Source organism: Pseudomonas sp. A125, from assembly GCF_055409485.1.
The window spans coordinates 14,325-26,691 of the sequence record NZ_JBUZVP010000014.1 but is presented as its reverse complement, the minus strand read 5'-3'; the positions used below and the strand labels follow the sequence as shown (position 1 = coordinate 26,691).

10 protein-coding genes are annotated in these 12,367 nt (G+C 62.9%); 9 read left to right on the top strand and 1 reads right to left on the bottom strand.

The genetic code is table 11. The features are described from left to right. Window positions 1–20 precede the first annotated feature (20 nt). From ACZRN6_RS19485 to ACZRN6_RS19445, 9 genes are read left to right on the top strand one after another with little or no spacing between them, the layout of a single operon-like run. On the top strand, window positions 21–785 hold the full coding sequence (locus ACZRN6_RS19485) for a polysaccharide biosynthesis/export family protein (RefSeq protein WP_076014315.1): 765 nt from the start codon (window positions 21–23) through the stop codon (window positions 783–785). 14 nt (window positions 786–799) lie between these two features. Next, window positions 800–2,791: a GumC family protein gene (locus ACZRN6_RS19480; protein ID WP_322146257.1), complete on the top strand. Its 1,992-nt coding sequence runs from the start codon at window positions 800–802 to the stop codon at window positions 2,789–2,791. Continuing rightward, the gene (locus tag ACZRN6_RS19475; protein ID WP_464008570.1) at window positions 2,791–3,981 is read left to right on the top strand and encodes a glycosyltransferase; all 1,191 of its coding nucleotides are present in this window, start codon (window positions 2,791–2,793) and stop codon (window positions 3,979–3,981) included. Before ACZRN6_RS19480 ends, ACZRN6_RS19475 begins: the two co-directional genes overlap by 1 nt. Then, complete coding sequence (locus ACZRN6_RS19470) at window positions 3,971–5,299, top strand: GH39 family glycosyl hydrolase (RefSeq protein ID WP_464008569.1); 1,329 nt, start codon at window positions 3,971–3,973, stop codon at window positions 5,297–5,299. The genes ACZRN6_RS19475 and ACZRN6_RS19470 overlap by 11 nt, the downstream gene beginning before the upstream one ends. An 8-nt stretch (window positions 5,300–5,307) precedes the next feature. Then, window positions 5,308–6,525, top strand: coding sequence for a glycosyltransferase family 4 protein (locus ACZRN6_RS19465; protein ID WP_464008568.1), 1,218 nt, complete (start codon window positions 5,308–5,310; stop codon window positions 6,523–6,525). Further along, window positions 6,516–7,619 carry a glycosyltransferase family 4 protein gene (locus ACZRN6_RS19460; RefSeq protein ID WP_464008567.1) on the top strand — a complete coding sequence of 368 codons (1,104 nt, stop codon included), beginning with the start codon at window positions 6,516–6,518 and terminating at the stop codon, window positions 7,617–7,619. Before ACZRN6_RS19465 ends, ACZRN6_RS19460 begins: the two co-directional genes overlap by 10 nt. A gap of 2 nt (window positions 7,620–7,621) precedes the next feature. After that, window positions 7,622–9,049, top strand: coding sequence for an O-antigen ligase family protein (locus tag ACZRN6_RS19455; RefSeq protein WP_464008628.1), 1,428 nt, complete (start codon window positions 7,622–7,624; stop codon window positions 9,047–9,049). A gap of 2 nt (window positions 9,050–9,051) precedes the next feature. After that, complete coding sequence (murJ, locus tag ACZRN6_RS19450) at window positions 9,052–10,467, top strand: murein biosynthesis integral membrane protein MurJ (RefSeq protein WP_322146262.1); 1,416 nt, start codon at window positions 9,052–9,054, stop codon at window positions 10,465–10,467. Window positions 10,468–10,503: 36 nt separating this feature from the next. After that, window positions 10,504–11,547, top strand: coding sequence for an acyltransferase family protein (locus ACZRN6_RS19445; protein ID WP_464008566.1), 1,044 nt, complete (start codon window positions 10,504–10,506; stop codon window positions 11,545–11,547). 182 nt (window positions 11,548–11,729) lie between these two features. On the opposite strand, the gene ACZRN6_RS19440 is transcribed toward ACZRN6_RS19445, so the two are convergent. After that, window positions 11,730–12,311: a DUF4174 domain-containing protein gene (locus ACZRN6_RS19440; RefSeq protein WP_322146264.1), complete on the bottom strand. Its 582-nt coding sequence runs from the start codon at window positions 12,309–12,311 to the stop codon at window positions 11,730–11,732. Between the last annotated feature and the right edge of the window lie 56 nt (window positions 12,312–12,367).

Here is a 12,367-nt window from a genome sequence, read left to right as displayed (position 1 = left end):
CCTACAGGAAGACCCCTTTGATGAAACGAACCTTGCTCGTCCTGGCCATGATGGCATTGGCCGCCTGCAATACCCCGGCGCGCATCGTCGCGCCCGATGGCAAGACGGTGAACGAGGGCAAGCAGGCCCTTGATCGCATGGCCCAGTTGCCGCCGGCGGTGGAGCGGATCCGCATCGGCGACCAACTGCGGATTGTCCGCGATGCCGGGGAAATGCCCACACTGTCGGCGTTCAACGTCAGCACGATTTATGAGCTGACGCTGTACACCGTGCAGAACGACGGCAAGATCAACTATCCCTTCCTGGGGCCGATCCAGGTGGCGCGGCGCACGCCGGCAGAGGTCGCCGCCGAACTGAGCCAGAAGCTCGCTCCGGTATACCGCGAACCCCGGGTGACGGTGAACATCAACCAGGCACCGGGCAACACGGTGATCGTCGGCGGTGCGGTGTTCAACCCGTCGGCAATCTCCATCGCCACGGCCCCGACCATGGAGCAGGCGATTCTCGGTGCCGGCGGCGTCAGCCCGGTGGGCAACGCAAGCATGGTGGCGCTGTTGCGTGAAGATGGCCAAGGTATCTATCACGCCTACTTCCTGGATTTCAGCCAGTACCTGAAGAACGGCGCACTGGGCCGCAAGCCCGTGGCGCTGCAACGCGGTGACGTGGTGTTTGTACCTAAATCCAACGTCGGTGAACGGATTCAAGGCGTGGACACTTACCTGAACCAGCTGATTCCCTTCACCAAATCCATTGGTGTGGGCTACAGCTACACCACGAACCACTAAAGGAGCGACATCCCATGATCGAGATCCGTTCTTTTCGTGATCTTCTGCGTCTGTTCTTCATCTTCAAGCACGAGTTCAAACTGGCGGCCCTTGCCGCGCTGGTGATCATTTTGCTGGGGGCGTTTCTGCTGCCGGCCAAGTATGAATCCACCGCGCGGTTGCTGGTGAAACCGGGCCGTGACTCGACGATGCCGATCGAGGTCGACAACCGTCAGCCAATCGTCATGCCGAGCACCCAGCGCGACCCGATTGTCGACGAAGAGCGCCTGCTGACCGGGCGCCCTATCGTGCGCGCCGTGGCCGAACATTACCTGGACGTGATGGACAAGATGCAGCCGCCGGAAGGCGTGTGGAAGCGCACCAAGTGGTACGTCAAAAAAGGCATCGGCTCGGTGTTCGACGGTGTGCGGGTGGTGCTGGAAACCGTCGGCATCATTGAAGAAACCACCCCGGTGGAACGCCTGGCGAAAAGCCTGGAGAAAAACTTCGACGTGACCCACGCCGTCGGCTCCACGGTGATGGACATCAGCTTCACCTGGGATGACCCGCAAATCGCCCAGGCGGTGGTCAAGGATTGGGTCGAAACCTACATCGACGAGCGCACCCAGGCCCTGGGCCGCAAGAGCCTGTACGCGTTCTATGAAGGCCAGGTGTCTTCCAGCGCTGCCCAGATCAAGAGCTACAAGGACCAGATCCTCACGCACTTGAATGACATCGGCGCATCGAGCATCACCGATCGCCTGGAAGACTTGTCTGAGCGGATCAACGTGCTGCGTGGCGAAGTGTTCAACTCCACGCGCTTGATTGCCTCGTCCGACAGCGCCATCGACAGTACCCGCAACCAACTCAAGGGCCAGCCCAAAGAGGTGACCACGGTACGCCAGATTGCACTGAACCCTCAGCAACAAGACTTGCGTCGCCTGCTCAACCAGAAGCTCCTGGAAAAAGCCGACATGATGCGTACCTACACGGATAACGCGCCGCCGGTCAAAGCTTTGGACGCGTCGATCCGTGCCATGCAGGCCCAGGTCGCCGGTGAAAGCGATACGGTGCAAAGCTCGGAAAACCGTGCACCCAACACCCTGGAAATCCACCTGCAACGGGTACTGCTGGATGAAACCAGCAATAACCTGGCGCTGCGCACGCAACTGACGCAACAGCAAAAGCAACTGACGGAGCTGGAAGCCCAACGCAAGGACGCCCTGGCCATTGAGCCGGAACTGGCGCGCCTGGCCCGTGAGCTGAACGGCACCGAGAAAAACTACGCGCTGTATGTGGACAGCCTGGAAAAATCACGGATCGACCGGGAACTGGATAAAAGCCAGATCAGTAACATCGCGGTGATCGAAGAAGCCACACTCAACCCGGGGCGCGTCTTCCCGAAAACCCTGTTGATGCTGTTGCTGGCCATCCCGTTCTCGATCGTGGTCGGGCTGCTGGTGATCTACCTGTGCTACCTGCTGGACCAGCGTATTCACGACGGCGGCCTGGTGGAAGGCAAGTTTGGCCTGCCGCTGTGGACCACACTGCCGGAGCTGGACACCAGTACCGCGCAAAGCACCAACGCCTTCAACGCGAGTATCTATCGCCTGTATGGCTTGCTGCCGCTGGAGCAGATTGCCGAACAGGGCCTGACCCTGGGGCTGACTTCGGCACGACACGGCGAAGGGGTGAGTTTTATTGTTGAGCAGTTGCGCCAGTTGCTGGAAGAGAACGGCGTGCGGGTGCGGGTTGGCGGCGTTGAGCCGGCCATTCCGGGCCAGGTGGTGTTGCTGGATGCCTCGGCGCTGCTGGACAACCGCGACGCGTTCATCAACCTGCGCCGTGCCGACCTGATTGCGCTGGTGGTGGAAGCGCAAAAAAGTACGGTGCCGGTGGTTGAGCATGCACTGTCGATTCTCACCACGGCGTTTGGCAAGGTCGATGGCATCATCATCAACCGTCGCAAGTTCGAGGTGCCGGTCAAGGTGCTTAGAACCATCGCCAAATACCGGGGTTCGTTCTGATGCGTATCGCCCTGCTCGCTCCCCTGCCGCCAGAAAAGAACGGGATCGCCGACTACGCGAACCACTTCAAGACGGCACTGGAGCAACTGGGCGTCGAGGTGGCTACGCCCTTGACGGGCGTGGTCGGCAGCACGGCGTCGATCAAGCAGGCCATCGCCGGTTTCGACTGGCAGGGTGTCGATTTGGTCCACGCCGAACTGGGCGGTGGGCGGTTGGGGGAATTTTTGGCCCTGCGCGAATTGCGCAAGGCTTACCCTGCACTGCCACTGACCGCCACCGTGCATGACCCGGAACGCATGGTGTGGCGGCGCGAGCATTTGCCCTTTCCGCTGAACCTGTTGGAGTCCTTGCCCAGCCCATTACCCCAAGCGGCAGTGGTGCTGGCCGATCCCTTGACCCTGCGCGAAGAACGTCACGTCGCCCGGGGTTTGACCCGGCTGGTGACCCTCACCCGCCTGGGCGCCGACTGCCTGACGGCGCGCATGCACTTGCCCGCAGGCAAGGTGGCGGTGATCAACCACGCCAACCTGGGCATCCCGCCCGTGGCCCTGCCGCCACTGGACACGCTGCACCTGTTGTACTTTGGCTTTATCTACCGTGGCAAAGGCATCGAAGACCTGTTGCAGGCCCTGGCCGCCGTCTTCGAAAAAGCCCCTGAATTGCGTGACCGTGTGCGCCTAACCCTGGCCGGTGGCACTGCCGCCGAAATGGCGTTTGGCGCAGGCGGCAATTACCTGGAGCAGTTGAACAGCCAGATCGCCGAACTCGGCCTGGCGGGCTCCATCGACTGGCGGCTGAATTTGCCCGCCGGCGACATCCCGCAGACGATCCAGGCGCACCATGTGATGGTGCTGCCGTATCGCGAATCGAAAAAGCTTGGCCTGCTGGGCCGCCAGCGCGGCACCAGCGGTGCATTGTCGTGGGCGGCTGCCTGCGGCCGTGGGGCGATTACCTCCGATGCCCGGGCGTTTGCCGAAGAAGTCTCCAGCGGTAACGGTGCCATCTATCCCCAAGGCGACGTAGCCGCCTTGAGCGAGCAGCTGCTGCGGCTCGCGCGTAACCCGCAACTGGCCCGGGACTGGGCCGAGCGCGCCGCCGCGATTGGTCGCGAACGGCTGTGGCCACTGACCGCGCAGAAGTTTGCAACACTGTTTGAACAAGCCATTGCAGGAGGCAACCATGGCACGTAAACGCACTTACCTGGCGACCCTGGTGGTGGTCGCGGCACTGGGCCTGACCGCCTTTCTCTGGGGCCGCCCGGCCGACGCCGAAAGCCATGTGCTCAAGGGCAGCAAAGAGATCGTGTGGAAGGATTTCCTGGGGGTGAACGCGCAGTTCCTGTGGTTCAGCCCCGAGCGTTATCAGAAGCAGATCGACCGCCTCAAGGCCCTGGGCCTGGAATGGGTGCGCCTGGACCTGCACTGGGACCAACTGGAAACCGCCGAGAACCAGTACAACGTCGCGACCCTGGACGAGTTGGTGAACAAGCTGGCGCAGAACCAGATCAAGTCGGTGTTCTACCTAGTGGGCTCGGCGAAGTTCGCCACCACCGCGCCTGCCTCCTCGCCCTATCAGGACCAGTTCCCGCCCAAAGACCCAGGCATCTTCGCCAACCGCATGGCGTTGCTGGCCCAGCGTTACCCCAGCGTAGACGCGTGGCAGGTATGGAACGAGCCCAACCTGCTGGGGTTCTGGCGCCCCGCCGCCGACCCGGCCGGCTATGCCAACCTGTTGCAAGTCACCGCCGCCGCGCTGCGGGCGGTGAACCCGAACAATCCGGTGGTAGCGGCCGGCATGGCGTTCTTCAGCGAAATGCCCAACGGCCAGAACATGCTCGACGGGCTGCTGCAACTGGGCGTGCCGAGCCTGAACACTGTCATGTCCTATCACCCCTACACCCAATTGCCCGAAGGCAACGAGCCGTCGAACCTGGACTTCGTCGCCAAGACCGGCGCCCTCAACCAGAAACTGCGGGCTGCCGGGGTCAAGACCCTGTGGAGCACCGAGTGGGGCTGGTCGACGTATAAAGGCCCGAAAGAGGTGCAGGATTTCATCACCCCACAAGGCCAGGCCGACTACATCGTGCGCCGTGTGGCCTTGATGAGCGCGCTGGATTTCGACAAGATTTTCCTGTTTACCCTGAGCGACCTGGACCAGCGCGCCAGCGTGCGCGACCAGAGCTATGGGTTGCTGGATATCGACACCAACCCCAAGCCGTCCTATACCGCGTTGCAGAATTTCCTGCAGGTGAGCGGGCCTAAATTGACCCCCGGCGACCCTCCCACCGCCGACCAGTTGCCCGATGGCCTGTTCAGCATCGGCTGGAACCGTGCCGACGGGCGCAAGGTATGGTTCTTCTGGTCGGCGCGTGGCGGCAGCGCACACTTGCCGGGCATGACCACTGCCACCTTGTATGACCCGTTACGCGGCACCGAAACACCTTTGAGTGGCACCAATGGACTGGACGTACCGGTCAAGCCGAACCTGCAAATTCTGTTATGGGATTGAAGCCACCCATGCGCATCCTCTGGATCCTGCCCTACTCGCCTTGGCCCGCTACCAGCGGTGGCAAGACGCGCCAGTTTCATTTGCTGCGCAGCCTGGCGGCGCGCGGGCATCGGATCACCCTGCTGTTGCATGACAAGAACGCCGTATCGCTGACCGATCGCCAGGTGCTGGAAACCTTCCTGGAACAACTGATCGTGCTGCCGCGCCGCCCGCTGCGTAGCCTGAAAACCCTGCTGGCCGGGCTGTTTGCGCCGTACCCGCTGCTGGTCAGCGTGAATGGCTTGTCGGGTGCACTGCAGGACACGTTTGAGCAGTTGCTGGTGGAACATTGGGACGTGGTGCAGATCGAGCACACGTACACCTTCCAGCCTTACGAAAGTGCGCTGGCCCGCCGCTCCCAGCCGTTTGTACTGACCGAACACAATGTGGAGTCGTCCCTCGGCGCCGCCACCTACGACCGCTTGCCCGGCTGGGCGCTGCCGTTCATTCGCTACGATCAATGGCGCTACGCCCGCTGGGAACGCCGGGTGATGCGCCAGGCGGCGCAAGTGGTTGCCGTGACCGAAGCCGACGCCCAGACCCTGGCGCAGATTACCGGCAAACCGGTGCCGGTGGTGGTCAACGGCGTGGATTGCGCGCACTTCGCCGCTGCCCGCCCCGACCCGGCGACCCGCCGCGTGCTGTTTCTCGGCAACTACGAATACGCACCCAACGTCGATGCCATCGAATGGGCTCTGGATGAAATCCTGCCAAAGGTCTGGGCCCGCTGCCCTGACGCGCGCATGAGTGTCTGCGGCTTTGGTATGCCCGAAAGCTGGCGGGAACGCTGGAAGGACGGGCGCATTGAGTGGCAAGGGTTTGTCCCCAACCTGCTGGCCCTGCAATCGAGTTGCTCGGTGTTTTTGGCGCCGTTGCGCCATGGCGGCGGCTCCAAGCTCAAAGTGCTTGAGGCACTCGCGGCCGGCCTGCCGCTGGCGAGTACCGACCAGGGCGTGTCCGGGCTGGACCTGGTGGAAGGCCTTGACTACCTCGGCGGCCAGACCGCCGACAGCCTGGCCGACGCCGTGGTGCGCCTGCTGCAACAGCCTGAAGTCGCCGCCCCGATGGGCGAAGCCGGTCGCGCCTATGTGCGCCGCGCCCACGACTGGAGCGTCGCCGCGAGCCAGTTGGAGCAGGTGTACGCGCAACTGTCGCCCCTGAGCCAAAAGGAGCCGGCATGCGCGTAGGCCTCGATTACCGCACCGTCGGCACCTCGCCGCAATCAGGCATCAGCCGCCAGGTGTACGCCCTGGAAGATGCCCTGCGCGCTATGCCCGGCATCGAGCTGGAACGCTTCAGTGTCGCGCCGCTGGGCGACGAACTGCGCCTGAACGCCCATTGCCCGGACTGGGGCTGCGCCAAGACTGCAATGCACCAACCTCATCAGCGCCTGCGTTTCGAGGCGGGGTTCTTGCCCAAGGCCCTGCGCAACGAGCACATCGATGTGTACATCAGCACCTTCAATATGGGCCTGCCGCTGCCACCCAAGCCCAAAGGCCTGCGCACCGTGGTGCTGCTGCATGACCTGTTTCAGATCACCCTGGACAACTACCACGCCAATCGCCTGAAGGCGATGATCTACAAGGCCAGCGATCGCTTGTCGATCACCTACGCGGTGCACACGGCAGACCGGGTGTGGACGCCTTCGCAATACAGTGCCGATGAAACCGTACGGCTGTTTCCCAAGGCGGCAGGCAAGATTCGTGTGCTGCCCAACCAGGTGGTCGGTTTTGTCGGACTGCCAGCGGACCTCTCGGCCCGGCAATTGCCCGAGCGCTATTGGCTGCTGGTGGGCACCCGGGAACTGCGCAAGAACGTGCCGTTCCTGGTGAACGCCTGGCAGCAGGCGCGCAGCCAGTCGCCCAGCGTGCCGGAACTGGTGCTGGTGGGCAGCCTGGAGCATTTGCCCGAAGCGCAACGCAACTACCCCGGCATACGCGCGTTGAGCGGTGTATCTGACGCCGAACTGCACGGGCTCTACCGCAAGGCCTCGCGCCTGTGGCAGCCTTCCTACGCGGAAGGCTTTGGCTTGCCGGTGATCGAAGCCCTGAGCGTCGGCACCCCGGTCGCGGTGGCCAGCGGTACCTCGCTGGACGAAATTACTCCACCCTTGGCGCCGCGTTTTTCACCCACCGACGGCGCAGCATTGGTGCAGTTGATGCTGCACCTGGCCGACCACCCTATTGAACAGCCACCTGAACAGTTACGCAGCTGGGCCGAACGCTTCAACCACCAGGCCTACCGTCGGCGCCTGGCCGAACTGATCGAGGAATTGAATTGAGAATCTCACTGGGTAGCCTCGTCGCCATCGTCTTCGGCCTGCTGTTTGGTGGGTTGATCCTATTCCTTTCCCCGGCCAAGGCCGTGCTGGCGGTGATCGGCATGGCCGCCGCCGTGACGATTTTACGGTTCCCGTTCTGGGGGCTACTGCTGTTCGCCCTGGTGGCGACGTTCATGCCCTACTCCACCCTCAACCTGGGGATTCGCAGTACGGTCAGCGAGGCGCTTATTGCCCTGACGTGGGCCGCGGTGATCTGGCACGGCTTCCTGTCACGCATGCCTGCCGTGCCATCGCTGTCCCGGCGCCCAACCGACCGGATGCTACTGTGGCTGATGATCTTCACGGTGGTGCCGTTTATCGTCGGCCAAGTGAGCATTACCGCCCAGGCCAGCGGCCTGGCCAACTGGCTGCGCTGGTTGCTGAACCTGTCGGTGCTGTTCCTCGCCGCCAAGCTGCTGGTTGAACAGAAGAACCGCGAAGCCCTGGTGATTGCACTGCTGCTGGGCACCCTGGCGATGCTGGTGATGTCTATCGGGGTGTTTATCCGTACGCGCTCGGCTTCGGGCATGCTGCCGATCCTGACCCTGATGAACTACGGCAGCATCGACACGTTGTCCCTTGGCCTGGATGCCATGGCCTCGCGCATGGGTTCGCCGTGGATGCACCCTAACGCCACTGGCGGGATCATGGCGTTGCTGCTGCCATTGGCGTTCTGCTACGGCATCACCAACACCGGCTGGAAACGCGGCCTCGGCCTGGGCGTTGCGTGCCTGGGCGCAGCGGCCTTACTACTGGCCAGTAGCCGGGGCGCGATGGTCAGCCTGGCGCTGGTGCTGATCTGGATGGCGTCGCGGCGAGTGCCGTACACCGGGCGGTTGCTGATGATCGCCCTGGCATTGGCGGCGGCGCTGGTGGTGTCTTACCCACCGTTGCAGGAGCGTCTGGCGACGATTTTTTCGACACAGAATGCGAGTACCGAAGTGCGCTTTGACGAATACCGGATGTTCCCCCAGGCCGTGGCCAGTTACCCGCTGGGCATTGGCTTCAAGGTTGACCCGCCGGTGCCCGGCACACATTTGCTGGGGATCTCCAACCTGTGGCTGAACTTCGTCTACAAGACCGGCGTGATCAGCATGCTGCTGTTTATCGCCGTGACCTGGCGCTGGTGGCGCGAGTCCCGGCCGGAGATCGGCCCGATCCGCCTGACCAAGGACAACGCGATCTGGCTGGGCAGCACGGCCGGGATCCTGTCGGCATTGGTCAGCGGCTTTTTTGACCACTACTTCAGTTTTGCCCTGGTGATGATTGCGCTGTTCTGGCTGATGGTAGGGATCAACGTGCTGGAGGCGCGGCGACTGTTTCCGGCGCGGCTGCCACAGGCGAAGGCCTTGCGCTTTCGCAAGCCCGTGCTCGACAGCGTCGGACCCTAGGCATGCTCGGATCGGCGTTCTGGTTGACCCTGGCGACCTTGCTGGGGCTGTGCCTCGGGTTTGCCCGTGAGTGGTTGTTGGTGGCGGCCTGGGGGGCGGGCGAGCGCAGTGATGCGTTCCTGATTGCGCTGTTCTTGCCCGAAGCGTTGCGCATGTCGCTGGCCGGTGGCGTGCTGAGTGCCGCCGCCCTGCCGCTGTACCTGCAACGCAAGGACGGCGAGCGCCTGGACTGGCTGGCGGTGTTGTTCCCGGCGCTGCTATTGATTGCCCTGCTGACCAGCCTGCTGTTGACGCTGCTGGCGCCGTGGCTGGTGCAACTGCTCGGCCCGGGGCTCGCGCAAACGGCCACCAGCCTTGCCAGCAGCAACTTGCAGATCCTTGCCTGGAGCGTGCCGGGGCTGATGCTGCATGCACTGTTCAGTATTCCGTTGCAGGCCAGCGAGCGCTTTGTGGTCGCGGGGCTCGGTTCGTTGCTGTTCAACCTGCCGCCGGTGACCTACCTCGCCCTGGCCGGCACCGCCACCCAACCGCACGCGCTGGCATTGGCCTGCCTGACCGGCAGCCTGCTGATGCCGCTGGCGCTGTTGCCATCGATGGTGCGCCTGGGTTGGCGGCCGTGGCGGTTGCGCGCTTCGACATTGGAATTGCGTGAGCTGGGCGGGCGCATCGGGCCGTTACTGTTGAGCAACGGCGCCAGCCAGGGCTTGGCATTGATTGAGCGGCTGGTGGCGTCCTTGCTGGGTGAAGGCGCGGTGACGTGGGTCAACCTGGCCCGCAAGCTGATGAACTTGCCGCTGATTGCGCTGATGAGCCTCAACCAGGTGCTGCTGGGCATGATGAGCCGGCGCCAGGGCGACGAGCGCCTGGCCCTGCTCAAGCGCGGCCTGGAGACCGCCAGCCTGCTGACCCTGCCTGCCGGCGTCGGGCTGGTGGCGGCAGCGCCGAGCCTGGTGGCGTTGTTGCTGCCAAAGCAGTCGCTGGATTCGCCGTTGCCGCTGCTGCTGGCCTGGTTTGCCGTACCGCTGGTATTCGGCGCCTGGAATGCCCTGCTGGCGCGTTATGCCTACGCCGCCGGCGACACCCGCCAGCCGCTGCGTTGCGAGTTGCTGGGCAGCCTGGTCAACGTGGTGCTGCTGGGTATGCTGCCGTTTGTGTTTGGCCTGGCGGGCATCCCGCTGGCCGCGCTGGCCGGCGTGCTGTGCACCGCGTTACTGCTGATGCAACGCCAGGGTTTGCTCGGCGCCCTGCCCTGGAAGCGCCACTGGGTGTTGAGTGCTCTGGCGATGGGTGTGGCGGCACTGGTGTTGTTTCGGGTTCAGGGCATATGGCTGCAGTTGGGTTTGAGCACCCTGGCCGGGGCCGTGGTGTTGCTGGGCATGGGCCTGTGGCTCAAGCCGTGGCGCAAAGCAGATTTATAGAGTGGGAGCAGTCAGGTGAAAAAACGCTGGATTCAAATGGATATTGCCAAGGGTATTGGCATCCTGATTATCGTGTTCGGGCACAGCTGGTTTGTCGCCAGCTCCCTGGACTTGCTGTACCCGCTGCTGGCGGTGTTTATCCTGCCGCTGTTCTTCTTTCTTTCCGGGGTGTTTTTCAAGCCCGAGCAACCCTTTGTCGAGATGGCGGTGCGCAAGGCCGATGCATTGCTCAAGCCGTTCTTCTTCACCATGCTGGTGTACATCCTGATCCGCGACCTGCTGCGCGGCCAGGCGCTGCTGCCAGACATCGGCGGCGTGCTGTATGCCTCGGTGGACACCATTCCATGGCAGGCGCTGTGGTTCTTGCCGCACTTTTGGGTGGCGATTCTGTTCGGCTGGGTGATGTTGCGGCTGATGCAGCGCCTGGGCTTGTCACTGCCCGTGAGCTGTGTGGTGATCACCCTGCAACTGATGCTCGGGATCTGGACCCTTCCGTGGTTCTGGCAGGTGCCGGTGACCGTCGGGGAGCAGACGTGGACGATGCCGGGGCTGCCGTTCAGCCTTGATGTAACGCTGATCAGCAGCACCTATTTCATCTTCGGTTATCTGCTGCGGGACGTGTTGCGCCGCCACCAGAGTTCACTGCTGACCCTCCTGGGGGCAATGGCGCTGTTTGCGCTGGTGTTTATCTACAGTTGGGACACCATGGACCTGGCACAGCGGCGCTACGACCACTGGTTGTGGACCAGTTTGCTGGCGGTGATCGGGGTGTATGTGTGCTGGGCGCTGGCCGGGGTGATGATGGTCTCGGGGGTGCTGACGCGGGCCATGACCTACATCGGGCAGTCGACGTTGATTCTGTTGATCTTCCACGGGGAGATTCAGCACAAGACCGTGGACTTGATGGAGCGCGTGGGGCTGCATCCGCTGTTGTCCGCGAGCATCGGGCTGGTGGTGGCAGTGGTGGTGCCGTTGTTGATCGGCGAGGTGATCAAGCGGGTGGCGTTTTTGCGGTTTTTCTACTTTCCGTTTCCGGTGCGCAAGGCGCCGGTGGTGGCTGGGGAGAAGCCTGGAACGTAGTTTTTTCAAACGGCGCATAACCCCGTGGGAGCCGGGCTTGCCCGCGATGGCCGACTGTCAGTCAACTCTATGTCGACTGTCTGTCCCTCATCGCGGGCAAGCCCGGCTCCCACAATGGTTTTTCGCCATGGCTGAGACCAGAGAAACGCCCGGCGCACCGACTGGCCGGCTCTTGCGAGGGTTCAATCGTCCAAGGATGGTTGCGGCGCAGGATGCTTGGTGTTCTTGCCAGCCTTGGCGCCCGGCTTGCCAGCCGCCGGGGCAGCAGGCTCAGGCTCGGCCGGGGCGGCCAGGTTCTTTTCAGCCTGGGGCATCTGGTCAATCGCGCTGAAGAACTCCGCCAGGTTGAGGGTATCTGGTGGCACGGTCTTCTCGAGTTTCTTCTCGCCGTCCTTGCCCACCAGAATCACTTTGGTGCCACTGCCGGCGCCCAATTTGAGTGCCCGGATCAGCGCGTTGGTTTCAGGCGGTGCGAGCTTCTTGTTGTCCTTCGCGTCCTTGGCGAACTTCTCGCCTTCGGCGCCGATGCTGCCGAATGACACGGTGTAGAGCACCATGTTGCGCTCTTCAAAGGACTGCTTGTTGGCAGGCTCCTCCAGCTGTTTCTTGAGGGTGGCCAACGTCGGGTTGCCGGAGTCGAGTTCCACCACCACCAACGGACGGGATTTACCCAAATCCTGCTTGAGTGGATTGAGATCATCCGCGGCCAGCAGCGGCCCCGTAAAAGCCATCAAGGTAGCCAGGGTCAGCGACCGGATGAGCATGCACACCTCCTTTGAATTCCATGCAGGTTTCTTGAGTTTCATGTGTGCGACAGTCA

Coding starts and splice junctions, on each gene's coding strand:
- ACZRN6_RS19440 (WP_322146264.1), bottom strand. CDS start 12,311: ATGCTCATCCGGTCGCTGACCCTGGCTACCTTGATGGCTTTTACGGGG.
- murJ (WP_322146262.1), top strand. CDS start 9,052: ATGCTCGGATCGGCGTTCTGGTTGACCCTGGCGACCTTGCTGGGGCTG.
- ACZRN6_RS19460 (WP_464008567.1), top strand. CDS start 6,516: ATGCGCGTAGGCCTCGATTACCGCACCGTCGGCACCTCGCCGCAATCA.
- ACZRN6_RS19470 (WP_464008569.1), top strand. CDS start 3,971: ATGGCACGTAAACGCACTTACCTGGCGACCCTGGTGGTGGTCGCGGCA.
- ACZRN6_RS19480 (WP_322146257.1), top strand. CDS start 800: ATGATCGAGATCCGTTCTTTTCGTGATCTTCTGCGTCTGTTCTTCATC.
- ACZRN6_RS19485 (WP_076014315.1), top strand. CDS start 21: ATGAAACGAACCTTGCTCGTCCTGGCCATGATGGCATTGGCCGCCTGC.
- ACZRN6_RS19465 (WP_464008568.1), top strand. CDS start 5,308: ATGCGCATCCTCTGGATCCTGCCCTACTCGCCTTGGCCCGCTACCAGC.
- ACZRN6_RS19445 (WP_464008566.1), top strand. CDS start 10,504: ATGGATATTGCCAAGGGTATTGGCATCCTGATTATCGTGTTCGGGCAC.
- ACZRN6_RS19475 (WP_464008570.1), top strand. CDS start 2,791: ATGCGTATCGCCCTGCTCGCTCCCCTGCCGCCAGAAAAGAACGGGATC.